This window comes from Pseudomonas onubensis (assembly GCF_965653655.1).
Taxonomy (GTDB): domain Bacteria; phylum Pseudomonadota; class Gammaproteobacteria; order Pseudomonadales; family Pseudomonadaceae; genus Aquipseudomonas.
Genome location: NZ_CBFHAZ010000008.1, coordinates 22,496 through 48,157 on the forward strand (window position 1 = coordinate 22,496; position 25,662 = coordinate 48,157).

At 56.9% G+C, this 25,662-nt stretch carries 22 protein-coding genes, 1 other RNA gene and 1 pseudogene; 14 read left to right on the plus strand and 10 right to left on the minus strand.

What is annotated here, in order from left to right; all coding sequences use genetic code 11:
* Window positions 1-3: 3 nt before the first annotated feature.
* From dnaJ to grpE, 3 genes are all read right to left on the minus strand, one after another.
* Window positions 4-1,128, minus strand: coding sequence for a molecular chaperone DnaJ (gene dnaJ / locus ACTD9P_RS04495; protein WP_138813803.1), 1,125 nt, complete (start codon window positions 1,126-1,128; stop codon window positions 4-6).
* Between the two features lie 318 nt (window positions 1,129-1,446).
* A complete protein-coding gene (gene dnaK, locus ACTD9P_RS04500) occupies window positions 1,447-3,363 on the minus strand; it encodes a molecular chaperone DnaK (protein ID WP_438866838.1) in 1,917 nt (638 codons plus the stop codon).
* A gap of 102 nt (window positions 3,364-3,465) precedes the next feature.
* Window positions 3,466-4,026 carry a nucleotide exchange factor GrpE gene (gene grpE / locus ACTD9P_RS04505; protein ID WP_017139264.1) on the minus strand — a complete coding sequence of 187 codons (561 nt, stop codon included), beginning with the start codon at window positions 4,024-4,026 and terminating at the stop codon, window positions 3,466-3,468.
* A gap of 254 nt (window positions 4,027-4,280) precedes the next feature.
* Here grpE and recN point away from each other — a divergent pair, with 254 nt between their 5' ends.
* On the plus strand, window positions 4,281-5,954 hold the full coding sequence (recN, locus tag ACTD9P_RS04510; protein WP_438866839.1) for a DNA repair protein RecN: 1,674 nt from the start codon (window positions 4,281-4,283) through the stop codon (window positions 5,952-5,954).
* 98 nt (window positions 5,955-6,052) lie between these two features.
* Here recN and fur read toward each other — a convergent pair whose 3' ends face one another.
* The gene (gene fur / locus ACTD9P_RS04515; protein WP_017139266.1) at window positions 6,053-6,457 is read right to left on the minus strand and encodes a ferric iron uptake transcriptional regulator; all 405 of its coding nucleotides are present in this window, start codon (window positions 6,455-6,457) and stop codon (window positions 6,053-6,055) included.
* 98 nt (window positions 6,458-6,555) lie between these two features.
* Between fur and ACTD9P_RS04520 the strand changes: the two genes are divergently transcribed.
* Window positions 6,556-7,083, plus strand: a complete 528-nt coding sequence (locus ACTD9P_RS04520) for an outer membrane protein assembly factor BamE (protein WP_438866840.1) — start codon at window positions 6,556-6,558, stop codon at window positions 7,081-7,083.
* A gap of 63 nt (window positions 7,084-7,146) precedes the next feature.
* Here ACTD9P_RS04520 and ACTD9P_RS04525 read toward each other — a convergent pair whose 3' ends face one another.
* Entirely contained in the window at window positions 7,147-7,449 is a 303-nt protein-coding gene (locus tag ACTD9P_RS04525) for an RnfH family protein (RefSeq protein WP_438866841.1), read from the minus strand.
* Window positions 7,442-7,876, minus strand: a complete 435-nt coding sequence (locus tag ACTD9P_RS04530; protein WP_056858270.1) for a type II toxin-antitoxin system RatA family toxin — start codon at window positions 7,874-7,876, stop codon at window positions 7,442-7,444. The genes ACTD9P_RS04525 and ACTD9P_RS04530 overlap by 8 nt, the downstream gene beginning before the upstream one ends.
* A gap of 167 nt (window positions 7,877-8,043) precedes the next feature.
* Between ACTD9P_RS04530 and smpB the strand changes: the two genes are divergently transcribed.
* Window positions 8,044-8,526: an SsrA-binding protein SmpB gene (smpB, locus tag ACTD9P_RS04535; RefSeq protein WP_003176160.1), complete on the plus strand. Its 483-nt coding sequence runs from the start codon at window positions 8,044-8,046 to the stop codon at window positions 8,524-8,526.
* A gap of 28 nt (window positions 8,527-8,554) precedes the next feature.
* Here the strand turns inward: smpB and ACTD9P_RS04540 are convergent, their stop codons facing one another.
* Window positions 8,555-9,322: a GntR family transcriptional regulator gene (locus tag ACTD9P_RS04540; protein ID WP_017139269.1), complete on the minus strand. Its 768-nt coding sequence runs from the start codon at window positions 9,320-9,322 to the stop codon at window positions 8,555-8,557.
* Between the two features lie 252 nt (window positions 9,323-9,574).
* Between ACTD9P_RS04540 and ACTD9P_RS04545 the strand changes: the two genes are divergently transcribed.
* The 8 genes and pseudogenes from ACTD9P_RS04545 to ACTD9P_RS04580 all read left to right on the plus strand — a co-directional run bounded on the left by ACTD9P_RS04545 (window position 9,575) and on the right by ACTD9P_RS04580 (window position 19,179).
* Window positions 9,575-11,269, plus strand: a complete 1,695-nt coding sequence (locus tag ACTD9P_RS04545) for a lactate permease LctP family transporter (RefSeq protein ID WP_438866842.1) — start codon at window positions 9,575-9,577, stop codon at window positions 11,267-11,269.
* 70 nt (window positions 11,270-11,339) lie between these two features.
* Complete coding sequence (locus tag ACTD9P_RS04550; RefSeq protein WP_438866843.1) at window positions 11,340-14,162, plus strand: FAD-binding and (Fe-S)-binding domain-containing protein; 2,823 nt, start codon at window positions 11,340-11,342, stop codon at window positions 14,160-14,162.
* Window positions 14,163-14,287: 125 nt separating this feature from the next.
* The gene (locus ACTD9P_RS04555) at window positions 14,288-14,566 is read left to right on the plus strand and encodes a PA2433 domain-containing protein (protein ID WP_438866844.1); all 279 of its coding nucleotides are present in this window, start codon (window positions 14,288-14,290) and stop codon (window positions 14,564-14,566) included.
* 104 nt (window positions 14,567-14,670) lie between these two features.
* Window positions 14,671-15,067: a transfer-messenger RNA gene (gene ssrA / locus ACTD9P_RS04560) on the plus strand.
* A gap of 185 nt (window positions 15,068-15,252) precedes the next feature.
* Window positions 15,253-15,456, plus strand: a pseudogene (locus ACTD9P_RS04565) (integrase arm-type DNA-binding domain-containing protein); the annotation flags it as partial.
* 241 nt (window positions 15,457-15,697) lie between these two features.
* Window positions 15,698-16,612, plus strand: coding sequence for a hypothetical protein (locus tag ACTD9P_RS04570; RefSeq protein WP_438866845.1), 915 nt, complete (start codon window positions 15,698-15,700; stop codon window positions 16,610-16,612).
* Window positions 16,613-16,615: 3 nt separating this feature from the next.
* Window positions 16,616-17,059 carry a hypothetical protein gene (locus ACTD9P_RS04575; RefSeq protein ID WP_438866846.1) on the plus strand — a complete coding sequence of 148 codons (444 nt, stop codon included), beginning with the start codon at window positions 16,616-16,618 and terminating at the stop codon, window positions 17,057-17,059.
* Complete coding sequence (locus ACTD9P_RS04580) at window positions 17,059-19,179, plus strand: AAA family ATPase (RefSeq protein ID WP_438866847.1); 2,121 nt, start codon at window positions 17,059-17,061, stop codon at window positions 19,177-19,179. The genes ACTD9P_RS04575 and ACTD9P_RS04580 overlap by 1 nt, the downstream gene beginning before the upstream one ends.
* Window positions 19,180-19,208: 29 nt before the next feature.
* Here the strand turns inward: ACTD9P_RS04580 and ACTD9P_RS04585 are convergent, their stop codons facing one another.
* Window positions 19,209-20,150: a hypothetical protein gene (locus ACTD9P_RS04585; RefSeq protein WP_438866848.1), complete on the minus strand. Its 942-nt coding sequence runs from the start codon at window positions 20,148-20,150 to the stop codon at window positions 19,209-19,211.
* 473 nt (window positions 20,151-20,623) lie between these two features.
* Between ACTD9P_RS04585 and ACTD9P_RS04590 the strand changes: the two genes are divergently transcribed.
* Entirely contained in the window at window positions 20,624-20,884 is a 261-nt protein-coding gene (locus ACTD9P_RS04590) for a DUF6124 family protein (RefSeq protein WP_438866849.1), read from the plus strand.
* Between the two features lie 183 nt (window positions 20,885-21,067).
* On the opposite strand, the gene ACTD9P_RS04595 is transcribed toward ACTD9P_RS04590, so the two are convergent.
* A complete protein-coding gene (locus ACTD9P_RS04595; protein ID WP_438866850.1) occupies window positions 21,068-22,237 on the minus strand; it encodes an MFS transporter in 1,170 nt (389 codons plus the stop codon).
* A 230-nt stretch (window positions 22,238-22,467) separates the two neighbouring features.
* Between ACTD9P_RS04595 and ACTD9P_RS04600 the strand changes: the two genes are divergently transcribed.
* Together ACTD9P_RS04600 and ACTD9P_RS04605 are read left to right on the plus strand one after the other, a co-directional pair.
* A complete protein-coding gene (locus ACTD9P_RS04600; RefSeq protein ID WP_438866851.1) occupies window positions 22,468-23,493 on the plus strand; it encodes a hypothetical protein in 1,026 nt (341 codons plus the stop codon).
* Window positions 23,494-23,620: 127 nt separating this feature from the next.
* Window positions 23,621-25,057 (plus strand): ArnT family glycosyltransferase, encoded by a 1,437-nt coding sequence (locus tag ACTD9P_RS04605; protein ID WP_438866852.1) that lies wholly within the window; start codon window positions 23,621-23,623, stop codon window positions 25,055-25,057.
* Window positions 25,058-25,072: 15 nt separating this feature from the next.
* On the opposite strand, the gene ACTD9P_RS04610 is transcribed toward ACTD9P_RS04605, so the two are convergent.
* The gene (locus tag ACTD9P_RS04610; protein ID WP_438866853.1) at window positions 25,073-25,561 is read right to left on the minus strand and encodes a TIGR00645 family protein; all 489 of its coding nucleotides are present in this window, start codon (window positions 25,559-25,561) and stop codon (window positions 25,073-25,075) included.
* Window positions 25,562-25,662 lie beyond the last annotated feature (101 nt).

Here is a 25,662-nt window from a genome sequence, read left to right on the forward strand (position 1 = left end):
TCCTTACAAGTCGCCGAAGAAGCGCTTCACGCCATCGAAGAAGCCGGTGGTTTTCGGCGAATGGGAGTCATCGCCTTCCAGCGAGCTGCGGAACTCCTCAAGCAGTTCACGCTGACGACGGCCGAGGTTGACTGGCGTCTCTACCGCCACGCGGCACATCAAGTCGCCAGCACCGCCACCGCGCACCGGCGCCACGCCTTTGCCACGAATGCGGAACTGCTTGCCGGTCTGGGTGCCTTCCGGGATCTTGAGCTTGACCCGACCATCCAGGGTCGGAATTTCCAGCTCACCACCCAATGCCGCGTCGACAAAGCTGATCGGCACTTCACAGAACAGGTGCTTGCCGTCACGCTGGAAGATCGAGTGCTCGCGCACATTGATCACCACGTACAGGTCGCCCGTAGGGCCGCCCTGGGTGCCCGCCTCACCTTCGCCCGACAGGCGAATACGGTCGCCGGTATCAACACCCGCCGGCACTTTTACCGAAAGGGTCTTGTACTCCTCGACACGGCCTTCGCCGTGGCAGGAGTCGCACGGGTCGGAAATGATCTTGCCCTGGCCATGGCAGCGCGGGCAGGTCTGCTGCACCGAGAAGAAGCCCTGCTGCATGCGCACCTGACCAATACCGCCACAGGTTGGGCAAGTGATCGGCGAAGAACCTTTCTTGGCCCCCGAACCGTCGCACGGCTTGCAGTTGACCAACGTCGGCACACGGATATTGACCGTGGTACCACGTACAGCTTCTTCCAGGTTCAGCTCCAGCGTGTAGCGCAAGTCGCTGCCACGCTGGGCTCCGCCACGCTGACCGCCACGGCCGCCACCAAAGAAGTCACTGAACACATCGCCGAAAATATCGGAGAAGTTCTGACCACCAAAACCGGCACCGCCGCCACCCATGCTCGGGTCAACACCGGCATGGCCATACTGGTCGTAGGCCGCACGTTTGTTGGGATCACTCAGGCATTCGTAGGCTTCGTTGGCCTCTTTGAACATCTCTTCGGATTCTTTGCTATCCGGATTACGGTCCGGGTGGTGCTTCATCGCCAGGCGACGGTAAGCCTTTTTCAGGTCCGCCTCGCTGGAGCTGCGCTCCACACCCAACACTTCGTAATAGTCACGCTTTGCCATAAGTCTTTGCACTCTTAAGGACGTTCAGCCAGGCCCTCCTGAGCCTTGCCAAACTCGTTGAGCCCCAATACAGGCCCGGACCCAACTCACGTCAATTCAACGATCCTGGTCATAACTACTTTTTAGCCAGGGACCCGGCCAAAGATGCGGTATTTACTGCTCGGAAAGCAGGAGCATTCCCGATCACACCGCCAGCACCCGAACCTTGTCGCATGCTGTAAAAATTCGTATACCCCAGACACGCCAACGCGGGAGCAAGCTCCCGCGCGGCGACATCCTACCAGTCACCGCTGGATAGCGGTCAACCGGGCGACCAACTTACTTCTGGTCTTTGACTTCTTCGAACTCGGCATCGACAACATCGTCGTGCTTGGCTTCGGGCTCTGCGTGCGGTGCAGCGCCTTCTGCCGGCTGGCCTTGCTCGGCGTACATTTTCTGGGCAACCGGTGCGGAGACTTTCGACAGCTCCTCAACCTTGGCTTCGATGGCAGCCTTGTCGTCGCCTTTAACGGCGGCCTCCAGGGCAACCAGAGCAGCCTCGATCGCGGTTTTCTCTTCGGCAGTCACTTTGTCGCCCGCTTCGGAGATCATTTTGCGTGTCGAGTGAACCAGTGCATCACCCTGGTTACGGGCGGCGGCCAGCTCTTCAAACTTCTTGTCAGCCTCGGCGTTGGTTTCAGCATCACGAATCATCTGTTGAATTTCTTCGTCAGACAGACCGGAGTTGGCCTTGATGGTGATCTTCTGCTCTTTGCCGGTCGCCTTGTCTTTGGCACCTACGTGCAGGATACCGTTGGCATCGATGTCGAAGGTCACTTCAATTTGCGGCACGCCACGTGGTGCTGGTGGAATCTCGGCCAGGTCGAACTTGCCCAGGGACTTGTTCTGAGCAGCTTGCTTACGCTCACCTTGCAGCACGTGAATGGTCACAGCGCCCTGGTTGTCGTCGGCCGTCGAGAACACTTGCGATTTCTTGGTAGGAATCGTGGTGTTTTTCTCGATCAGCGCAGTCATCACGCCGCCCATGGTTTCGATACCCAGGGTCAGCGGGCTGACGTCCAGCAGCAGTACGTCTTTCACGTCACCGGCCAATACCGCGCCCTGGATAGCAGCACCCATGGCAACCGCTTCGTCCGGGTTCACGTCTTTACGTGCTTCTTTACCGAAGAACTCGGTGACCAGCTTCTGCACCAGTGGCATACGGGTCTGACCGCCAACCAGGATCACGTCGTTGATCGAGCCAACGTCGATACCGGAGTCTTTCAGCGCGATGCGGCAAGGTTCGATGGTGCGTTGAACCAGGTCTTCAACCAGCGCTTCCAGCTTGGAACGCGAGATCTTCACGTTCAAGTGCTTAGGACCGGTGGCGTCTGCAGTGATGTACGGCAGGTTCACGTCGGTCGACTGAGCGGAAGACAGCTCGATCTTGGCTTTTTCAGCGGCTTCTTTCAGGCGCTGCATCGCCAGCGGGTCACCTTTAAGGTTCATGCCGCTTTCTTTCTTGAATTCGTCAACGAGGTAGTCGATCAGACGAATGTCAAAGTCTTCACCACCCAGGAAGGTGTCGCCATTGGTGGCCAACACTTCGAACTGGTGCTCGCCGTCTACTTCAGCGATCTCGATGACGGAGACGTCGAAAGTACCACCACCCAGGTCATAAACGATCACGGTGTGGTCGCCCTTGGCCTTGTCCATACCGTAAGCCAGAGCGGCTGCGGTAGGTTCGTTGATGATACGTTTTACGTCCAGGCCCGCGATGCGGCCGGCATCTTTGGTCGCCTGGCGCTGGCTGTCGTTGAAGTAGGCCGGAACGGTGATCACCGCTTCAGTCACTGCTTCACCGAGGTAGTCTTCGGCAGTTTTCTTCATCTTTTTCAAGATTTCAGCCGAGATTTGCGGCGGCGACATTTTCTGGCCGTTTACTTCAACCCAGGCGTCACCGTTGTCAGCCTTGGCGATTTTGTAAGGGACCATCTTGATGTCTTTCTGTACGACTTCTTCGTCGAACTTACGACCGATCAGACGCTTCACCGCGTACAGAGTGTTGTGTGGGTTGGTCACAGCCTGGCGCTTGGCCGACTGACCTACGAGGATTTCACCGTCGTTGGCGTAAGCAATGATCGACGGCGTGGTACGCGCGCCTTCAGCGTTTTCGATAACTTTAGCAACGCCGTTTTCCAGCACGGAGACGCAGGAGTTGGTAGTCCCCAGGTCGATACCGATAATTTTGCCCATGATTTACTCTCCCGAAACTTTAATTTGGTTGCCGCAGCAGTGGTGGCTAACTGCGGTAGCACTTAAACGCTTGACTTATAGATGGGGCCGTTACGACTGATTTCAAGCCTGCTCATCAATAGAAGGTGCAACGGGTGCAGGAGCCTTGCTCACCACCACCATCGCCGGACGCAACAAACGACCGTTAAGCTGATAACCCTTCTGGAACACTTTCAATACGCTATTCGGCTCCAGATCATGGCTTTCCTGCATGGCCATGGCTTGGTGATGCTCAGCATTGAACGGCTCACCGCCTTGCGGATCGATGGCTTCCAACTGATAACGCTTCAGGGTGTCCTGGAACATTTTCAGGGTCAGCTCGATTCCTTCGCGCATCGGACGGATGTTTTCGTCGTCCGGGTTGGACAACTCAAGGCCACGCTCCAGGCTGTCGATAATCGGCAGCAAGTCGTTGGCGAATTTTTCCAGCGCGAATTTGTGAGCTTTTTCGACATCCTGCTCGGCACGGCGGCGGACGTTCTGCAGATCGGCGGCAACACGCAAAGACTGATCCTGCGCAGCGGCCAATTGCTCTTCGAGCACTTGCACACGAGTCGCCAGTTCATCACCGGCAGCCGAATTGGCGTCTGGAGTTTGCGTATCCTGCGTCTGTTCGTCAGCCATAGATTTCTCCTTTCAAAATCATGCGCGAACTCAACTCGCGCTTCTGTTCCGGTATATGGGGCCACAATTTTCAGGTTCAAGGGCGCAGGCGTTACCAAAAGTCTCTCGCTTGCCATGGATCAATTCTTGCGCGCTCATTCCGCATTGCGCTTAAAAATCCGCCCATTCAAGCAAATCGAGCTAAGCATCAGGATTGTCAGCCCCAAACAAAACACTGTATAAATAACCAGACCTAAAGCCTGGGAGCGGCCGTCATGCTGGTGCACCTGTCCGTACATAACTACGCCATCGTTGAACATCTGGACCTCGAACTGGATCGCGGGATGAGCGTAATCACAGGCGAAACCGGTGCCGGCAAGTCGATCATGCTCGACGCCCTGGGCCTGACCCTGGGCGATCGCGCCGACAGTGGCGTGGTGCGCCCCGGCGCAGACAAGGCCGACATCCTCGCCACCTTCGACCTGGCTGATATTCCCGAGGCCGAAACCTGGCTGGCCGAGCGCGACCTTAATAATGAAGGCCCGTGCATCCTGCGCCGGGTGATCACGGCGGAAGGCCGTTCACGCGGCTACATCAATGGCACACCCTGCCCGCTTGGCGATTTAAAGGCGCTGGGCGAACTGCTGATCGATATCCACAGCCAGCACGAACACCAGTCCCTGCTGAAAACCGACACCCATCGCCGCCTGCTCGACGAATACGCCGGCGCCACCGACCTGGCGCGCCAGGTGCAGCTTGCCGCCCAGCGCTGGAGGCAAACCCGCCAGGAATTGGAGCGACTCTCCAATTCCGGCGACGAACAACGCGCGCGTCATCAACTGCTCAGCTATCAGCTGGAAGAGCTGGAAAGTCTGGGCCTTGGCGAAACCGAGCTGGAGCAACTGGAACAGGAACACAAGAACCTGACCAACGCCGAAACCCTGCTGGGTATCTGCCGGCAAGTGGTGGAGCAATGCAGCGAAAGTGATTCAGGCAATGTACTCAACGCACTCACCGCCAGCCTCAATCGCCTATCAAGCGTGAACAGCGGGTCGGGCTCCTTGAGCGAGGCCACCACCCTGCTGACCAGTGCGCAGATCCAGGTAGAAGAAGCCGTTGGCGAGCTGAATCGCTTCCTCGATCACTTCGACGCCGACCCGGCGCGCCTGCAAGAAATCGAAGAGCGCCTGGACACTATTTATACCCTGGCGCGCAAACACCGCATTCAGCCGACCGAAGTGGCGACGATGCAGCAAAAGCTGCTGGACGAGATCGAAACCCTCAACGCCAACGACGAGTCGATTGAACGGCTGGGCGACGAACTCGCCTCCTTCGCCCGCCACTACCAGGAAAAGGCCCGCGAACTCAGCGACCTGCGCCAGCAAGCCGCTACCAGCCTGGCCGGTGCCGTGGAGCAGGAAATTCAGCGCCTGGGCATGCCCGGCGGCCGTTTCACCATTGAGCTGCACGCCAACACCAGCAACGAGTTGCAACCCCATGGCCTGGAACAAGTGGAGCTGCTGGTCAGCGCCAACCCTGGCCAACCGCTCAAGGCACTGGCCAAAGTCGCGTCCGGTGGCGAGCTGTCGCGGATCAGCCTGGCGATCCAGGTCATTACCGCCCAGACCTCACGGGTACCCACGCTGGTATTCGACGAAGTGGACGTGGGTATTGGTGGGCCAACTGCGGAGATTGTCGGCCAACTGCTGCGCCGCCTTGGGGAGCGTGGCCAGGTGCTTACCGTGACTCACTTGCCGCAAGTGGCCGCGCAAGGGCATCAGCATCTATTTGTGCATAAAGTACGCGGCAGCGATGCGACGCATACGGCCGTGTCCAAACTGAATAAATCGGAGCGGGTAGAAGAAGTGGCGCGGATGTTGGGCGGTATCGACCTGACGAAAGAGTCCCTGGCTCACGCGAAGAAAATGGTGGTGGCCGCCAAGGCTTGAATCGAGCATTTTTCGCTCAACTTTCTCTCTTCTAGAAAGCACGAAGGCGACCCTAGGGTCGCCTTCTATTGTTTCACAGAGCAAATCTGTGTCGATTTTTACTTTTTCTTACGGATGTACAGGACCAGATTATGGTCCACCAAATCGAATCCATGCTGCTCAGCGATCTGGTGCTGGAGCTTCTCGATTTCCGGGCTGGTGAACTCGATAACCTCATTGGTATCCAGGTCTACCATGTGATCGTGATGACCACCGTCAGCCAATTCGAACACTGCATGACCGCCGTCGAAATTATGACGAACCACCAGCCCTGCGGCTTCAAACTGGGTCAGCACACGGTAAACCGTGGCCAGGCCAACGTCCTCGTTAGACTCCATCAGCGCCTTGTAAACATCCTCGGCACTCATGTGGCGCTGCTCAGCAGAATCGAGCATTTGTAGAATCTTGACTCGTGGCAGAGTCACTTTAAGACCGGCTTTGCGTAGTTCGCTATTTTCAACCATGGTTAGCTTTCTCGCGGATGCTGCTTCGCAGCTTCTCTTAATACGGGTATGATCGGCGTTTACGTTGTCCCAGCCAAGATAGTGGAAGTCGCCCACCGATGCAAAACACCAAGCTCTTGCTAACCAGTTTCACCCTTGTGGGACTGCTCGCACTCGCCGGTTGTTCATTCCCCGGGGTTTACAAAATCGACATCCAGCAGGGCAATGTCGTCACGCAGGACATGATAGACCAGTTACGCCCGGGAATGACCCGACGGCAAGTACGGTTTATTATGGGCAACCCCCTGCTGACCGACACTTTTCATGCCGATCGCTGGGATTATCTCTATAGCATCCAGCCAGGTGGCGGTGAGCGCCAGCAGGAGCGCGTCAGTGTCATCTTCAATGGCAATGACCAGCTCGTGAGCCTGTCCGGTGACTTCATGCCTGGCGTTAGCCGTGATGAAGCCTTGCTCGGCAAGGACAACGGCACCAATGTGACTGCGCCAGCGCAGGAAGCAGAGAAGCCGAAGTTGGAAGTACCGGCCAAGCCAGGCTCCTTGCTGGATCAGATCCAGAAGGACGTCGACGGCGTGCAGACCGTTCCTGTCCCGACGCCACAGCCTCTGGACACCAGCCCGCAGTAATTGTGCGGCGCTCGATAAAAAGCCCGGCATGCCGGGCTTTTTATTGCCTGCCGATTGGCGGCCTTATGGGTTCTGCTGCCGCGCCAAGGCCGCCTTGGCCGCACGCAGCCTGCGCACTTCCTTGGGGTCTGCCAGCAACGGCCGGTAAATCTCGATTCGATCACCTGGCTGCGCAGCACGCACGTTCGCGTCGGCGACCACTTTGCCAAATATGCCCAGCGGGCAATCCGCCAATACCAAGCCTGGAAATTGCTCAGCAATCCCCGACGCCAGCACCGCAGCCCTAAGGCTCGTGCCCGCAGGCACCGTCACCGCCAGCAACACCTGACGCTCCTCAGCGGCGTACACCACTTCAATCTCAACCATGCAGTTGTTTGGCCCGCTGGCAGAATGCATCCACCAGGGTATTAGCCGCCTGGTTGAACAAAGGCCCCAGGGTCGCCCGCACAATCGGGCCGGCGTAATCAAACGAAAGATCCAGGCTGATCTTGCAGGCCTTGTCGGTCAGCGCCTTGAATACCCATACCCCATGCAACTGGGTGAACGGCCCTTCCTGCAGGTTCATCTCAATGGATTTGCCCGGCACCAACACATTGCGCGTTACAAAATGCTGGCTAAGCCCACCCTTGGCCACCCCGACACTGGCGACCATATGCTCATCACTGCTTTCCAGCACGTCGGCGGTTGAGCACCAAGGCAGGAATTCCGGGTAACGCGCTACGTCATTGACCAGGTCGTAGAGCGCCTGCGCCGGATAAGGCAATAAAGCCGAACGTTGAATATGCGTCGTCATGTGAGCGTTACTTCCACTGCTTGAGGCAAACATCGCGAAAGAACAGCCCAATCCGCGAGAGAAAAAAACCAGAGAACTGCCGGTATTGTCCGGGATTCGTCCAACACGCTCAAGCACGCAGGTTGACCGTAGCCGACACGCTCGCAACTCCCTATAATGCCACCCCTATGGCTAAACAAAAGAAACACCCCACAGGGACCATCGCGCAAAATAAAAAGGCGCGACACGATTACTTCATCGAACATCGGTTCGAGGCTGGTCTGGTCCTGGCCGGCTGGGAAGTAAAAAGTCTGCGCGCCAGCAAGCTGCAACTGGTCGACAGCTACGTATTGCTCAAAGATGGCGAGGCATGGCTGCTGGGCAGTCATATCACCCCGCTGACCACCGCGAGCACCCACGTGATTGCCGACCCGGTGCGCACGCGCAAGCTGTTGCTCAACGCTCGCGAACTGGAAAAGCTCGCGGCTGCCGTACAGCAGAAAGGCTATGCTTGTATCTGCCTGTCCTGGTACTGGAGCAAGCACCTGGTCAAGTGCGAGATCGCGCTGGGCAAGGGCAAAAAGGAATACGACAAGCGTGATACCGAGCGTGAGCGAGACTCCAACCGTGAGTTGCATCGCGCGGTGCGCAACAAGGGCAAGGAAGAGTAATCCTTGTGACGGTGTAGCCCCACGCGGGCTACATCCCTTTACGTCGCTCCGCCCGAGCCACGCGCTGAACTTCCTGACGCACCTCTTCCAACACTTCCTGCACATACAGCAGGTGACGTGTTGAGACTTCCCGCGCCTGTTCGGCGCGCCCTTCGATAATCGCCAAATACAAATCCCGATGCTGGCTGATCAGCATGTCGCGGGTTTCTGTGCGCTGCTGGTACATGCCACCGATATTGGTCACCACGTTGCGCTTGAGCAGATCGAACAGGCCACGAATGGTGTGCAGCAACACCGCGTTATGGCTGGCCTCGGCAATGGCCAGGTGAAAGCGTGCATCCGCTGCGCCCTCCTCCAGCCGGCTGACTTCATCGGCGCGGGTGTAGCAATCCTGTAGCGCCTCAAACGCGGCGGTCAGTCGCTCACGGTCGACCTCAGTAGCACGCAATGCTGCGTAATAAGCACAGGACGCTTCCAGGGTCTGACGAAACTCCAGCAAATCCCGCTGAGCCTCCGGGTTATTTTCCAGCAGGTGCAGCAACGGATCACTGAAGGTCGAACCCAGAGAATCCGCCACATAGTTACCGCCGCCCTGACGGCTGACCAACAACCCCTTGGCCGCGAGCTTCTGGATCGCCTCCCGCAGCGAAGGGCGCGACACGCCAAACTGTTCAGCCAAAGCGCGCTCGGCAGGCAAGCGTTCGCCCGACTTGAGCGTGCCCTCGAGGATCATGCCCTCAAGCTGCTCGACAATATCGTCAGACAAACGGCGCTGACGCACCTGATCAAACCCCATAACTCACTCTCCACAAACCCGACCACTCGCCAGGCCCTCTATTCTCGCCTATCGCCGCGCTTGCGGCACCTATCAGAACGGCTTCGATTCACCCAACCAGAACACCTCACCCACACCGCTACGACCAAAGTTTCGTGGGCGGCAAATTGACACACCCCGGCCAAGGCTTTTACTCTAGCCGACAGCGACTGTAAATTGGTATTACCAATTAACCAAGCTGACCAAACAACAACAATCAGGGGCCACCCCATTATGCAAACCTGGCAACAGCTCTACAGCCCACTCGGCAGCCTTGGCCTGTCCGCACTGGCCGCCGTTATCCCGATCGTATTTTTCTTCCTGGCTCTCGCCGTGTTCCGCCTCAAAGGCCACGTGGCAGGCAGCATCACCCTGGCGCTGTCGATCCTGGTGGCAATTTTCGCGTTCCAGATGCCGGTAGACATGGCCTTGGCCGCCGCCGGTTACGGGTTTGCCTACGGCCTGTGGCCCATCGCCTGGATCATCGTCGCCGCCGTATTCCTCTACAAACTGACGGTCAAGAGCGGGCAGTTTGAAATCATTCGCAGCTCGGTCCTGTCGATTACCGATGACCAGCGCTTGCAGGTGCTGTTGATTGGGTTCTGCTTCGGTGCCTTCCTCGAAGGCGCCGCCGGTTTCGGCGCACCCGTGGCGATTACCGCCGCGCTGCTGGTCGGCCTGGGTTTCAACCCGCTGTACGCCGCCGGCCTGTGCCTGATCGCCAACACCGCACCGGTGGCGTTCGGCGCCCTTGGCATCCCGATTATCGTCGCTGGGCAAGTGACCGGCATTGACTCGTTCAAGATCGGCGCCATGGCCGGCCGCCAGTTGCCGCTGCTGTCGTTGTTCGTGCCGTTCTGGCTGGTATTCATGATGGACGGCCTGCGCGGCGTTCGCGAAACCTGGCCAGCCGCACTGGTCGCGGGCCTGAGCTTTGCCGTCACCCAATACTTCACCTCCAATTTCATCGGCCCGGAGCTGCCGGACATCACCTCAGCCCTGGCCAGCCTGGTAGCGCTTACCCTGTTCCTGAAAGTCTGGCAGCCCAAACGTAGCGCTGGCGCACAGATTGCCGGCGCCACCTCCGGCGCGGCGGTCACCGCCAGCGCGGGCGGCTTCGGTCAGCCACGCCAAACCGTCGCCTCGCCTTACAGCCTGGGGCAGATCTTCAAAGCCTGGTCGCCGTTCCTGATCCTCACCGTGCTGGTCACTATCTGGACGCTCAAGCCGTTCAAAGCGATGTTCGCTGCCGGCGGCTCGATGTACAGCTGGGTGTTCAACTTCGCGATCCCGCACCTGGATCAACTGGTGGTCAAGGTCGCCCCGATCGTCACCAACCCCACAGCGATTCCGGCCGTGTTCAAGCTGGACCCGATTTCAGCCACCGGCACCGCGATTTTCTTCTCTGCACTGATTTCGATGCTGGTATTGAAAATCAACCTGAAGACTGGTCTTACCACTTTAAAAGAGACCTTCTACGAACTGCGCTGGCCGATCCTGTCCATTGGCATGGTGTTGGCGTTTGCCTTCGTCACCAACTACTCCGGCATGTCCTCGACCATGGCCCTGGTATTGGCCGGCACCGGCGCTGCCTTCCCGTTCTTCTCGCCGTTCCTCGGCTGGCTGGGGGTTTTCCTGACGGGCTCCGACACTTCGTCCAACGCCCTGTTCAGCTCGCTGCAAGCCACCACGGCGCATCAGATCGGCGTCAACGACACCTTGCTGGTAGCAGCCAATACCAGCGGCGGCGTGACCGGCAAGATGATCTCGCCACAATCAATCGCGGTGGCCTGCGCCGCCACCGGCCTGGTGGGCAAAGAGTCCGACCTGTTCCGCTTTACCCTCAAGCACAGCCTGTTTTTTGCCACCATCGTCGGGCTGATCACGCTGGCGCAGGCCTACTGGTTCACCGGTATGCTGGTGCACTAAAACCTGCGCGTAACAGGGTAAGAATCGACGCCGGACAACGATGCCGGCGTCAGCTATTTCTGGAGGACCGATGAGCCTGCCTGCTGCTTTCCTGAGCGACGTCGCACAACTGATCCCGAAAGATCGTCGCTTCGACGACCCTCTTTCCACCCTCGCCTTCGGCACTGACGCCAGCTTTTACCGACTGATCCCACAGCTGGTGGTTCGCGTGGAGTCAGAAGATGAAGTCGTGGCGCTTTTGCACTTGGCCCAACGCGACCGCGTACCCGTGACCTTCCGCGCAGCCGGCACCAGCCTGTCCGGCCAGGCCATCAGCGACTCGGTGCTGATCGTGCTGGGCGACAATTGGAACGGCCGCGAGATTCGTGGCCAAGGCACACAGATTCGCCTGCAACCCGGCGTGATCGGCGCCCAGGCCAATGCCTGGCTGGCGCCGTTCGGGCGCAAAATCGGCCCGGACCCAGCCTCGATCAACGCCTGCAAGATCGGTGGCATCGTCGCCAACAATGCCAGCGGCATGTGCTGTGGCACCGCGCAAAACACATATCACACCCTGGCCGGCATCCGCCTGGTGCTGGCTGACGGCAGCCGCCTGGATACAGAGGACGCAGCCAGTGTCAGCGCCTTTCGCCAACAGCATGGCGAACTACTGGAGCGCCTGGCCACGCTGGGCCGGAAGACGCGGGCAAATGCCGAACTGGCTGCAAAAATCCGCCACAAATACCGTCTGAAAAATACAACCGGCCTGTCACTCAACGCCTTGGTGGATTTCGATGAACCCCTGGATATCCTCAGCCACCTGCTGGTGGGCTCCGAAGGCACCCTCGGTTTTATCAGCGCAGTGACCTACGACACGGTGATCGACCACCCGAACAAGGCCTCGGCGCTGATTGTGTTCCCGGATGTGGAAACCTGCTGCAATGCCGTGACGGTGCTCAAAACCCAACCTGTCTCCGCCGTTGAACTGCTGGACCGACGCAGCCTGCGCTCGGTGCAGGACAAACCGGGCATGCCGGCTTTCGTACAGCAGCTATCGGAAAACGCCTGCGCGCTATTGATCGAATCCCGTGCCGCGTCGCCGTCACTGCTTCACGAACAACTGGCACTGATCATGGCGTCCCTGGCGGTTTTCCCGGTGGAAAAGCAGGTCGACTTCACCCAGGACCCGCTGGAAAACGCCCGCTTGTGGGCCATCCGCAAAGACACCTTCCCGGCCGTCGGCGCCGTGCGCAAAACCGGCACCACCGTGATCATCGAAGACGTAACCTTCCCGGTCGAGCAACTGGCCATCGGCGTAAACCGCTTGATCGAGCTGTTCGACAAACATCACTACGACGAAGCCATCCTTTTCGGACATGCCCTGGAAGGCAATCTGCACTTTGTCTTCACCCAAGGCTTCAACAGCAGTGAAGAAGTCGCACGCTACCAGGCGTTCATGGACGACGTCGCACAGCTTGTGGCAGTGGAATTCGGCGGCTCGCTGAAAGCCGAACATGGCACCGGCCGCAATATGGCGCCCTTCGTCGAACTGGAATGGGGCAGCGATGCCTACCAGTTGATGTGGCAGCTTAAACGCCTGCTCGACCCCAACGGCATCCTCAACCCCGACGTGGTGCTGAGCGAAGACCCGCAAATCCACCTCAAGCACCTCAAACCGCTGCCCGCCGCCGACGAGCTTGTGGATAAGTGCATCGAGTGTGGTTTCTGCGAACCGGTGTGCCCTTCCAAAGGCCTGACGCTCAGCCCGCGCCAGCGCATCGTGATCTGGCGTGATATTCAGGCAAAGAGACGCGCAGGCGTCGACACCACCGAACTGGAAGCCGCCTACCACTACCAAGGCATCGACACCTGCGCCGCCACCGGGTTGTGTGCGCAACGCTGCCCGGTGGGAATCAATACCGGCGACCTGGTGAAAAAGCTGCGCGCCCGCGACGCCGACCGCACGAAGACCGCCGATTGGCTGGCCAGCCATTTCGCCACGGCCATGCAAGGCGCGCGCTTTACCCTGCATGTGGCCAATGGCGCGCGCATGCTGCTGGGCGCGCCCCGCCTGGCGAAGCTCTCGGCCAAAATCACGCAGCTGTCCAAAGGGCAGATCCCGCAGTGGACCAACGCCATGCCGCAGCCGGAAAAAGCCATCCGCTTCAGCCCGGCAGTGACAGACGAGCGCCCGCGCGTGGTTTACCTGGCCGCCTGCGTCTCACGCGCCATGGGCCCTTCTGCCGACGATAAAGAGCAAATGTCGCTGTACGACAAAACCCGCGGCCTGCTGGAAAAAGCCGGTTACCAAGTCGTGTTCCCCGACAACCAGGACAGCCTGTGCTGTGGCCAGCCATTCGCCTCCAAAGGCTACGCCGAACAAGCCGAACACAAACGCCAGGAACTGATCGGCGCCCTGCTCCACGCCAGCCGTGGCGGCCTCGACCCGATCTACTGCGACACCAGCCCCTGCACCCTGCGGCTGGTGCAAGACCTCGGCGAAACCCGCCTGGACCTCTACGACCCGGTGCGCTTTATCCGCACCCACCTGATGGACCGCCTCGACTTCACGCCACAACAAGCCCCCATCGCCGTGCACGTCACCTGCAGCACCCAGCTCCTGGGCGAAAGCCAGGCCTTGATCGACCTTGCGCGGCGCTGCGCGACCACCGTGGTGATCCCGGAAGGCATTCACTGCTGTGGCTTCGCTGGCGACAAAGGCTTCACCACCCCGGAACTCAACGCCCACTCACTGCGCTCGCTCAAGGACGCGGTGCAACATTGCAGCGAAGGCATTTCCACCAGCCGCACCTGCGAGATCGGCCTGAGCCAGCATGGCGGTATCGACTACCACGGCCTGGTGTACCTCGTGGACCGCGTCACCCAGGCCCGCGCACATGAAACCTGTAAATAAAACAGAACCCCTGCGTGCCGGCGCAGTCATTTGAATAGGCCTCGGCGAACGAGGCTCACCCGTGACCTCGCTGGCTGCCCCGCCTTGGCGCAGCATCGAGCCTTATTTGCTCAAGGAGATACCCCATGAAGCGTACTGCTCTTGCTGGCTTGTTCATCACCGCCGCGATGTTGGCCTCGCCTGTTTTTGCTGCCGGTGACCCGGACCTGTGCAAAATCAACCTGGACAAAATCAACAACGGCCAAGCCCTGCTCGCCACCGACACCAGTGGTAAAAAGGGCGAAATAGACACCGCCGTGTCCCAGGCCAAGGCGGCGCACGCCGCTGGCGATGACAAAAAATGCATCGAAATCACCTCCAAGGCCATTCAAGACCTGCAGAACAGCGAGAAAGGTGGCCAATAAGCGCTGCTGATACGCAGGGCCAACCTTCGGGTTGGCCTTCCGTGACGGTTTGGCGTACACTGCACAGGCTTGTCACTCACTAAGAAACAACGAGTTACAAGCACGGGGCCGTTTAGGATTCGACGCCGGTCGCGAAACTTTAGGTGCATGCCGAGTTGGTAACAGAACTCGTAAATCCACTGTTGCAACTTCTTATAGTTGCCAATGACGAAAACTACGGCCAGGAATTCGCTCTCGCTGCGTAAGCAGCCTTAGCCCTGAGCTTCTGGTACCTTCGGGTCCAGCAATCACCAGGGGATGTCTGTAAACCCAAAGTGATTGTCATATAGAACAGAATCGCCGTGCAGTACGTTGTGGACGAAGCGGCTAAAACTTACACAACTCGCCCAAAGCACCCTGCCCTTCGGGTCGCTGAGGGTTAACTTAATAGAAACGGCTACGCATGTAGTACCGACAGCGGAGTACTGGCGGACGGGGGTTCAAATCCCCCCGGCTCCACCAATTCAACATCTAAAGACGTCCACGGACGTCTTTTTTTGTGCCTGAAATCCAGTGAATACGGGGATTTCAGCGCTTACGGGAGCTTTGGAGGTTTTCTGAGTTCCAGCTGCTTTGGTATCCCAGGTGGTATCCCGGACTACCAAATGCTATTTTCAGGATACCAAAACGGTGCTGGAGGTAGCCCCATGCCTACTAACGCAACCCGCCTCTCCGATCGCCAGCTCAAGGCGGTCAAGGCAACTGGTAAAGATTTCGTCCTCAGCGACGGAGATGGCTTACAGCTTCGAGTTCGCGCGAGCGGCTCAATGATGTGGAATTTCAATTACCGCGAGCCCTTGACCAGAAGCCGTATCAATATGGCGCTTGGTCCATACCCCGATCTCTCGCTACCTGGATGCATTACCTACAAAATCGGGTCGACTCATGCTGTACAGATAAACAGCCTATGTATATATCGAATCCAAATTACCGGTTCCTGCTAGACCGGCTGATAGCGTTTTGATAGCTTCTGGAGTATCCGAGGTCGCAGGGCCACGCGAAGGAACAGATAACGCCCAACCGGCACCTATAGATTTCGGAAGGATACGATGAGCATCGCCTCCCGATGAGTATTCACAAGGCAGGCATGCAGTGATCACGACACCCGTTGGCAAATTCACAGGTACGACTTGGGAAGCGCAGTGTCAGCTTGCATTTAAACTCAAGCATGGCGGCGACGGATATCAGCATATACCCGCCTCGCCTGGTGATTTTGGGATCGAGGGATACACAAAACACACCGGATATGCGTTCCAGTGTTATTGCCCAGAAAGGCTTTATCATCAAGACGAGCTTTATGAGAAACAGCGTACAAAGATCAACGACGATCTGAAGAAGCTCAGAGATTACTCTGATGATCTACAAAAGATTCTGGGCGGCACAAAGATCAAAAATTGGTGTTTTGTCACTCCCGAAATCAGCAGAAACAAGCTGCACTCCTATACCCAGATTAAACAGACTGAGGTCAGGGGCTGGAGCCTTCCGCACCTCGATGAAGATTTCACGATATTGCTCCATGATCATGAGTTCTACATAAAAGAATTCAATCTGCTGCGCACGTCAGAAGGCCTACCCCCATGCTTGGGCTCGCCGACAGAATCGTTGCCAAGAGTGAGCATTTCCCCTGAACCCTATGACGAGAATTTGGAAAGGAAATGTCGCTTACGAATGCCAGGAAGACCCGCTCAAAAAATTGAAAACTTGATCAAACTGACAACTAATAATTTTCTTGATCACGATACATATTTTCAGTCGCTGTATGACCGCTCGCCCCAAACGTATGTAAACGTGGCCCGAATAGTGAATACCTTTGAGCAAGACGTCTTGGAATGGGGACTTACGTCTGACGCAACACCCGAGGAACTCACAACACTGGTAAGGGACAGGCTGATGGAATACCTGACCACTGATCGCCATCTCAACATAGACAAGTCCATGGCAAGTGATGTGGTGCGTAGGACTGTCGCGCGATGGCTTGCGATCTGCGAACTGGACTTCAACGAGTAAATAATGGCTCAGCTCAAATTTATAAGGCGGCCGATTCCGGTGCTCTCGGAGCTTCGCCCTCTCTACAAAATTTCCCAGGCGCTTCTGATATTACATTTGTCCGGACGTGGCGGTAGATCAAGCCTTCCAAAAATCCACCTGCTGAATTGGGCACTCAAGACGCCCGAGCGTATCCGGTCACTAACAATTGGCGCCCAGCAAGGTCAATTGCAACTCCCGATCTGGGGTTTTGATCCTGCAATGGCAATTGCACTTAATCTTGCATTCAGTGAATCATTGATAACGCCCACCACAACAGGATTTGAGCTAACTGCCTCCGGCAGATCTTATGTGGAACTGATACTAGCTGATGACTCCGTACTCAGCGAAGAGAAGGCGGCATTGAAGTTGATCGGAAAAAAAATTACGGAAGATATGGTGAATACCGTGTCCAAGGGATGGGAATAATGATGTACATCAAAGCAATCCATATCGAAATTCAGACGGATAGTGGTCCGTTTGGATTCTTTACCGAATTCAATCGCAACTTGAATATCATCCGCGGCCGAAATTCAGCCGGTAAAAGTACAATCGTGCACGCGATCATGTATGCAATAGGCATGGAAGAGTTACTGGGTGCGCAAAATGAGAATGCACTGACCTATGCCTTGAAGGACTATCTGGAGCACGAAGGACTTAAGCATCAAATCCAGACATCCAGAGTTACAATCGAAATCGAGAGCAACGGCAAGACCATCACCGCAAGACGCAGCGTTAGAGAAAACGGTCTCAGTACGAAGCTTGTACGTATCCAGGAGTGCTCAGGGCTTACCAAGGGTGAAACGGCCCCCACCCTGTACAAGTTCATCCATGACGCAAACAGCGCTCAGATCGAAGAGGGTTTTTTTAGATATTTTGAGCAGTTTCTCGGCTTGCAGCTTCCCCTTGTACCGCGGACAAACAACAAACCAGCAAAGCTTTATTTACAGTATATCTTCGCCGCGATGGTGATTGAGCAGAAACGGGGATGGACTGACTACATTGCAAATCTTCCATATTTCGGTGTGCGAGATGCACGCATTAAGATCGTCGATTTCTTGGTTGGCACCGATGTTTTCGAAACAGATGCCAAACGCGACATATTGGATCAAGAATCCAAGCAGATTTATGATGAATGGCAAATTACTTACCGAACACTTTTGAGTGAAACCCTCAAGCATGGCTTCAAGTTTTCCAACATCTCGAAAACACCAGTAGCGGACTTCAATGCAGAACTAGTCAACTTCCACAAAATCTCTGAAGGCGTGACAGAGAGTATCTTGGAGTATAGGCAACGCAAGATTAATGAACACCAAATTATTGGTATCAAACTCGCTAGCCAGGGTGAAACACCAACACAAGAAATAACTCAAGCAATTGAAAAGCACACCAATGAACTTGAGCGCTTTACAGTTGCTTATGAGACCTGCCTGGGTGACCTCGCCTTATTACGCGTCAATCTAAATAGCAACAGACTCAATACTCGACAGGCGAAAGATGAACTGACAAAAAACCACGCAGCACAGAAGCTGATCAAATTCGGTGCATCGCTCAGCCTGTCAACTGCAAGTAACTCTTGTCCAGCCTGCCATCAATCTATTGGTAACTCTCTCGTAGACCTGCATGAGAGTACACCACACATGGATATCGATACCAATATAGACTACTTGTCTGCCCAACTGCGAATGCTCGAAAGAGAAAATGCTGGAATTGAACAGTCTATCAAAGAGTCGGAAGCGCTGAAGGATCAACTGGCAAGAACACTGTCGGCTTCAAAGTCTGCGCTTAGGGCACTACGATCTGACCTGAACTCCAACTCGTCTGTCTCCAAATCTGGCATCAGGCTGCAAGTGCAAATCGAGATGGAGCTCGAAGGGCTTACTAAGTTTGAGGAAAACTCGGACCGGGCACTCGATGCTTTCGGCTCGCTATCACAACGCTTCCTCGATAATCAAAAAGGCCGGGGCACGATGCCGAGCGATCATTACTCGCCCGCTGACCTAGCTAAGTACTCACTTTTCGAAAGAATGTTCCGCGCCAATATCAGCGCGTTCGACTATCACAGTGCGGCAATCGAGGACATCGAGTTCAACAGAGAGAATCTCCTCCCGTACCTAGCTAAGATTGAGCTCCGAGAGATCAATGGTCAAAGACAACCATTTAATTCCGCAGCCCTCGACTCCTCCACAGCTTCAAACATTGGAAGAAGCGACGACAGTCCTAAAGGCCAGGGCAACATTGCCAGGGAGTCCAGCGCTAGCGACTTTGTTCGTCTGATCTGGAGTTACCTGCTTTCCATTTACCAAACCTCCTCTCACCACACCGTCAATGGCAATCACCTGGGTTTCCTGTTGCTGGACGAGCCGGGGCAGCACTCAATGGCTACCAAAAGCCAACAGGCACTCTTTCAGCTTTTATCATCCGAGAAAGGGCTGCAAAGCATCGTGGCAGCCTCGTTTGATGACAGTGAGGCCACTTACAGAGAGGCAACCTCTAACGTCGATTTCAAGCTTATTCAACTGGGGGACAAGTCTATTTTGCCGCGTTAGTGAGTCATCTTCGGTTCCGTAGACAGGAATTACTGAAGCGTCGGTGGCAAAATCAGATCTCTCTGTGCAGGCACGAGGATGCCACCAGGCGAACTTGTGAGATTCTCGCTCACTTCCAAAGCGATGGCCTCTACCAAATCCGAAGCGGGTTGTACTCTCTGGGTATAGGAAAGGCTAATGAACGCGCTGTAGTCTTCAATGTATGCCTGATCGATTCCCAGAGCAGCGGGATAGGTAATCCTATTCAGTGCATTCATAGCTCGTTCACTAGTAATCTCGTTTTTCTTGACCATCGCGCTAAGAAGCCGTCGGCAGACCTCATAGCTATGCTCACCAGTTTTATGGTTCAACATAGTGAGGACATGCGGATAACGGCCAGAAAGCACTGGATCGATTATTTCAGTGCGTTCACTGCCCTGGATTGCTTTTGCTTGTATTCCTGCGAGCGCGCCGGTGTCAGCTTGTAGGGCGAGCTCGGCCGCGCCAGCTTCGTTTATCCGATAAAACTGAAGATCGAACGGGCTACCCGGGTTGTAGAACGTCGCGGTCAAAGGGCGGTCTTGAAGTCTGCGGTCGGCGGTGATGAATGGGATGTACTCATCGAGCATTTTTTGTGTCACGCGACCGATAGATCGGTTGGTGCACCAAGCAAAGGCTCGCTTTCCGACAGAGGGCTGCTGCTCCCGACAAAGTCTCGCCAGCATCGCCTCGAAAACTAGCCCCTTAAATGCGGGCTCAAGCCGCGTGGTCCGGATTATCCAATCTTGTTGCTGCGCATCGTAGTAAGCGTTCCCACTGACCTTTGCGTCCTGAAGGGTTACGTGACGGTACTGCATGGTTAGCAAACGTTGCTGAATCTCGGGAGGAAGGCTAGGGTCCAGCGCTCTGATAGCCGAAGGCTCGGCAATAATGACCTGAGTTGGCAGGCGCACGATGGCAACGGGTTCTGCACTGTAGAGCGTTTGGTCCATACTTCCGTCCTGCTTTCAACTACAAATTGGGAGCAGGAGATGATGTCACACCAGATAGATGGGCGGGTATCAACTGACGCCGGCGACCACCAATTCGAAGCATCGACAAAACCCGCCTAGTGCGGGTTTTGTTGTTTCTGGAGGCTGGAAACCCCAGCCGGCGGGCCTTCGGAATTTTCCTTCAAGATGTCGCGCCGTTGGTGAACTGGCGCAACCCCCACTACAACGCTAACGTTCCCCCGTCGCTGCTCATCAGCGACCGGCTTTGACAGGCCGAAAAGTGTAACCTTTCACACCCCATGATTTAACGGCATGCTTCACGCATCCCGTCTCGTTCATGGCGGCTGTGCGTGGGGCATCTTCGGGTGCGCCGGGTTCCTACACTTCCGGTCTGTCAACCCGCGTACAGCTGCCACCCAATCCTGTTTGACAGCAGGGGGCGGCAGCTCCTTAAACAGTGTGGGAGCTTCATCATGAAAAAAATCACCCCAAATCCTCCGGCGAGCCTTTTCACGGTCGCTCAAGGCATCGACTCCGAAACCCTGCTGATTCAAGCCAGCGAAACTCTGGCCTCGCTGAACGCTATCACTACTGACCTGGCTTTCGAACTTGAAGGCGAAAACCGTCAGAAGCTATTGGGTAGCCAGCAATTAATCGTGCTGGGGGAGTTACTGATCGAGCGGGTGTTGTCCGTACTTCACCCCACGACCGACACGTCATCGTCCCCGCAGTAGCAAAAATCAAAAGGCCGAGTCGCTACGCAGCAACTCGGCCTTGAGAATCTTCAATCCTCAGCATAACTTCGTTCACTCGAAGTAAACCCGGTCTGAACCCAACGCCCACAGATTACCCCGCCCACCACCGCAACAAAAAAAGACGCCCACAGACGTTTTTTTTGTACCTGAAATCCCCCCCAATCACCCTCGCCCCGTATCTCTACGCACCACCAACATCCCCACAAAAACCACCCCCACCACCCCCACCGCAATCATCAACCCATCCCCACTCACATAAGAAACCACCACCCCCGTAGCAATCGGGCCCAACACACTCCCCAACGTATAAAACATCGCAATCGCCGTCATCGCCGTAGACACCTGATGCTCCCCCACCCGATCCCCCGCCTCGATCACTGCCAAAGTGTTCATGCCGCCAATCGCCCCACCCCACAGAAACACGATAACCGTCGCCAACCAGGGAAGCGGCTGGCTGAACGGGATGGCGAATGTGCCCAGCAGCAAGACCAACCCGCAAACCAATTGACCGATTCTGTAGGAGCTGCGGTCGGCCATCCAGCCGATGGGCAGTTGCAGCAGGGTGCCGCCGATGCCGAAGACTGAGATCAGCAGGGTTGCGGCGGTGAGCAGATAGCCGGCCGAGAGGCTGTAGCCGGCCAGGAATGATACGGATGAGGTTTCGGCGAAGCCGGCGATAAATGCGCCGCAGAGTGCGGTGGGGATGAGGCTGAATAATTTGCCGTGGCGTTTTTCTGCTGGGGTTTGTGGTTGGGTGTCGTAGGGTTTGAGGGTGAGTGCCAGTAGGCCGGAGAGCAGGACGATGGCGGCGCAGGCGTAGTAAGGCGCGGCGCTGCCGACGCCGAAGGCCACCAGCAGCAGCGGGCCGACGGCGATGCCCAGGCCCATGAGGGTTTCGTGTACGCCGATCGCGCGGCCGCGTTGGTCTTTGGAGGCGACGGCGACGATCCAGGTGTCGCAGGCGATCCAACGCAGGATCAGGCCGATGCCGAGGACAAAATTCAGCGCAAAAATCAGCCCCAGGTGGTGGGTCAGGGTCATGCCGATCAGCGCGCCGATGGTTAGCAGCGCACTAAGGATGTTGGTTTTGACCAGCCCCAGGTGGGCGAGCAAACGCGGTACCCATTTGTACAGCAGCAGGATCGCCAGCCAGGAGGCGCTGACGATCACGCCGATCTTGGCCGGCTCCACGCCTTGCTGTTCCAGCGACAGCGAAAGCAGTGGCGTGACGGTGCCGATCTGCACGATCTGCGAGAGTGCCGAGAGGGTGTTGATCTTGGTGAGGGCCAACCAGCGCTGTTTGTCGGTGTATTCGATGCTCGGGCTTTCCATTGGTTACAGGCCTTGGTTAGGCAGCGATAGATCGCCCGAACTGCCAAGGGGCAATGTGGCGATTAGTACCCTGCCAACCTGCCAGGCACCAATATTCTTAATGACTAAGGATATAAAAATCGAGAGTTTCCTTATCCAAAAAGAAGCCGTCTGAATCGCCTCAGGTTTCGTAGGCGCCTCATTCCCATTACCCTGACGGCCTTTATCAGACAACCGGAAGTCAGATACCCGTGCTCAAGCCCCTCGCTGTCATCGCCCTCGCCTTCACGCCCTTACTCGCCAACGCCGCCGACCTCGCGGGCGTGTGGCAGGGCACGCTGGGCAAATCCGCCATTACCGCCTGTTTCAACGGCGCCGACGGCGAGCAGGGCAGTTACTACTACCAGCGCATTCTCACGCCGATCCAACTGACCCAGGCCCACAACAGCGCGCCGTGGGTGGAAGCTGGCAATACCGGGTTGTGGACGCTGGACAAACCCCAGGGCGATACGCTCGCCGGTGCCTGGAGTAAAACCAAAGACGCCAATTCGCTGCCACTGGCCTTGAAACGCATCAGCACCGACGGCTGCGGCAGCGATGCCTACAACGCGCCCATGGAAGCAGCGCCGCTGCCGGTGAAGACCGAGAAGAAAAGCTTCGAAAACCACGCGTATCTGCTCAAGGCCCAAGGCGCGCAGGTCACGATCAAGCTTGAGGGCGACAGCCCGGCGACTCAGAAGATCAACCAGCAACTCGCTGCCCTGGCTGTCAGCGATGAGGCGCAGGCGGACTACTTTCAGGAGCGCCGTGAGTACCTCGGGCGCAACGGCTCGGGCTACACCAGCGAAATCGACGTTGAGCCAACCTATTGGTCGACGCAATTCATCACCGTGAAGTTCTATCGCTGGGCGGCGGGCACTGGCGCGCGGGGCATCAGTTGGGGGCTGCATTCCTGGAACCTGCAAACCGGCGAACCTGTCGACCCGTGGACCTGGCTCGGCGGCCAACAACAATGGTATGACGTCTACTCCGCGCACGTGAAGTTGCCAGCCAGGTTCAGCACCTGGCTGGCCAAACAAACCACCATCGACGAAGGCTGCCCGGCAATCACCGACTACGACAGCTTCGACCTGAGCTTCAACACCCAAGGCCTGCAACTGTCCACACGCGCCACCGGCGACGGTTGCGACAATGAGTTGAGCTTTACCTGGGCGCAATTGGAGCCGGTACTCACCGCGTCAGGCAAAGCGGCATTGCCGCGCTTGAAACTGCCCTGAATACGCGGCTGAACGCGCCTTACAAAAACCCCACACTCGTTCACGAAATGTTAAGAAACGGATACATATACTGACCGATTAACATGGCCGTTCCCCCGAGCGGTCCCCTGCTTCGGTAGCCAGAACCATGATGCGTCCCGCTCCTCTGCTGCTCCTTCTTCTCGCTGGTCTGTTGTTCTTTTTCGCCCTGGGCGGCCATGAGCTGCAAGGCTCCACCGAAGCCCGCGTCGCCGGGATCGCCATGGCCATGCACCTGGACAATGACTGGGTGATCCCGCGCCTGTTTCGCGAACCCTTTCTGGAAAAACCACCCCTGAGCCTGTGGCTGGACGCTGGCGCCATTCGCCTGTTTGGTGGCACCACCTGGGCCGTGCGCCTGGCGTCGGCGTTTGCCGGGTTGTTCAGCGTGATGCTGTTTTACGCGATGCTGCGCAAGTTCGGGCGGCCGCAAACCCTGGCGTTCTGCGCCGCGCTGATCCTGGCGACCATGGCCAGTTACTGGGGCAATGTACGCGGCGTGGGTGAGGACTCGTTGCTCAGCCTCGGCGTGACCACCGCGCTGCTGGGTTTCTACCAGGCCGTGCGCACTGATCGCGAAGGCTCAAGTGTTTGGGCCTGGGCGATGTTTACCGTCGGCATGGTCATCGCCACGCTGAGCAAAGGCGTGCTCGGCCTGGCGATGCCGGGCATTGTGATTTTTGTGTACTTGCTCAGCACCAGCCTGATGGATAAACGCCTGCACCTTGGCGACTGGCTCAAGCCGGCGCTGTTCACGTTGCTGGCGCTGGTGCCACTGGTGATATGGCTGGGCTTCCTGTTCCAGCGCGGTGGTATGCAGTCGGTGGCGGAAGTGCTGTGGACCAACAGCGTCGGGCGCTTCAGCGGTTCCTTCGTTGAGGCCGGGCATTACGAACCGTTCTATTACTACATCGCCAAGCTGCCGGAGGCGTTCCTGCCGTGGAACATCCTGGTGTACCTGGGCCTGTGGCACTTTCGCAAAAGTCTGGTGCGTAACCGTTACCGCCTGTTTTTCAGCGTATGGCTGGTGGCGCAGTTCACGCTGCTGACCCTGGCGTCGAGCAAGCGTGTGGTTTACCTGATGGCACTCACGCCCGCTGCCGCCGTACTGGCAGCCGAATATGCCGGCGTGTTACTGGAGTGGCTTAAAGCCAATAAACCGGCGATTTACCGCTACCACCGCAAGGTGATCGGCGGCGTTTTCACCTTGGCGATTGCCTGCTACCTGACGGCTGCCTTCTGGTTTGCTCCGAAAGCCGACGTGCGCCAGTCGTTTGTGCCGGTGATCAGCCAGGTTCAGGCCTACCAGGCACAAGGCAAAGACGTGGTGCTGTTCCAGCCCAACGAGCGTATCGCCGGGGCCAGCGTGTTCTACCTGCAAGCCTACTTGCCGATCCTGCAAACCGAAGCCGAACTGCGCACTTACCTCACGGCAAAACCTGGCAACGTGGCGCTGCTGGACCGCACTGAGCAACTGAGCGAGAAAGTCACGATCATCAAAGAGATGTCGATCAACCGCCAGCCTTACTACTTCGTCGAGCAGTAAGGCCGGCGCTGGGTATCAGTGCTTGGTGAGCTTGTCCAGATAACCCATGGCGAACGCGGAGATCACGAACGTCATGTGGATGATCACATACCACATCAAATGCTGCGGATCGACGTTCTTGGCGTCCATGAAAATCCGCAGCAGGTGGATGGAGGAAATCGCCACGATGGAGGCTGCCACTTTCATCTTCAGCGACGAAGAGTCCATAGTGCCCAGCCAGTTGAGCTTTTCCTTGTCTTCATCGATTTCCAGCTGCGAGACGAAGTTCTCGTAGCCGGAAATCATCACCATCACCAGCAAGCCGCCGACCAGGGCCATGTCGATCAACGACAGCAGCAACAGGATCACTTCCGATTCCAGCATGGTGAAGATGTTGGGCAGAACGTGGATGATTTCCTGGAAGAACTTCAGCGCCAGGATCAGCAGCCCCAACGAAAGCCCCAGGTAAATCGGCGCCAGCAGCCAGCGCGAGGCGTACATCGTATTTTCGATAAAGCGTTCCATCAGATCTCACACAGCCAGGCTAAAAATGGCCGCGAGTATACCAGCCGCCTCCAAACAGCTGGAACCACGAGAAAACTGATCTGTACGGCATCTGTAAGAGA

Coding starts and splice junctions, on each gene's coding strand:
- dnaJ (WP_138813803.1), bottom strand. CDS start 1,128: ATGGCAAAGCGTGACTATTACGAAGTGTTGGGTGTGGAGCGCAGCTCC.
- dnaK (WP_438866838.1), bottom strand. CDS start 3,363: ATGGGCAAAATTATCGGTATCGACCTGGGGACTACCAACTCCTGCGTC.
- grpE (WP_017139264.1), bottom strand. CDS start 4,026: ATGGCTGACGAACAGACGCAGGATACGCAAACTCCAGACGCCAATTCG.
- recN (WP_438866839.1), top strand. CDS start 4,281: ATGCTGGTGCACCTGTCCGTACATAACTACGCCATCGTTGAACATCTG.
- fur (WP_017139266.1), bottom strand. CDS start 6,457: ATGGTTGAAAATAGCGAACTACGCAAAGCCGGTCTTAAAGTGACTCTG.
- ACTD9P_RS04520 (WP_438866840.1), top strand. CDS start 6,556: ATGCAAAACACCAAGCTCTTGCTAACCAGTTTCACCCTTGTGGGACTG.
- ACTD9P_RS04525 (WP_438866841.1), bottom strand. CDS start 7,449: ATGGTTGAGATTGAAGTGGTGTACGCCGCTGAGGAGCGTCAGGTGTTG.
- ACTD9P_RS04530 (WP_056858270.1), bottom strand. CDS start 7,876: ATGACGACGCATATTCAACGTTCGGCTTTATTGCCTTATCCGGCGCAG.
- smpB (WP_003176160.1), top strand. CDS start 8,044: ATGGCTAAACAAAAGAAACACCCCACAGGGACCATCGCGCAAAATAAA.
- ACTD9P_RS04540 (WP_017139269.1), bottom strand. CDS start 9,322: ATGGGGTTTGATCAGGTGCGTCAGCGCCGTTTGTCTGACGATATTGTC.
- ACTD9P_RS04545 (WP_438866842.1), top strand. CDS start 9,575: ATGCAAACCTGGCAACAGCTCTACAGCCCACTCGGCAGCCTTGGCCTG.
- ACTD9P_RS04550 (WP_438866843.1), top strand. CDS start 11,340: ATGAGCCTGCCTGCTGCTTTCCTGAGCGACGTCGCACAACTGATCCCG.
- ACTD9P_RS04555 (WP_438866844.1), top strand. CDS start 14,288: ATGAAGCGTACTGCTCTTGCTGGCTTGTTCATCACCGCCGCGATGTTG.
- ACTD9P_RS04575 (WP_438866846.1), top strand. CDS start 16,616: ATGGCTCAGCTCAAATTTATAAGGCGGCCGATTCCGGTGCTCTCGGAG.
- ACTD9P_RS04580 (WP_438866847.1), top strand. CDS start 17,059: ATGATGTACATCAAAGCAATCCATATCGAAATTCAGACGGATAGTGGT.
- ACTD9P_RS04585 (WP_438866848.1), bottom strand. CDS start 20,150: ATGGACCAAACGCTCTACAGTGCAGAACCCGTTGCCATCGTGCGCCTG.
- ACTD9P_RS04590 (WP_438866849.1), top strand. CDS start 20,624: ATGAAAAAAATCACCCCAAATCCTCCGGCGAGCCTTTTCACGGTCGCT.
- ACTD9P_RS04595 (WP_438866850.1), bottom strand. CDS start 22,237: ATGGAAAGCCCGAGCATCGAATACACCGACAAACAGCGCTGGTTGGCC.
- ACTD9P_RS04605 (WP_438866852.1), top strand. CDS start 23,621: ATGATGCGTCCCGCTCCTCTGCTGCTCCTTCTTCTCGCTGGTCTGTTG.
- ACTD9P_RS04610 (WP_438866853.1), bottom strand. CDS start 25,561: ATGGAACGCTTTATCGAAAATACGATGTACGCCTCGCGCTGGCTGCTG.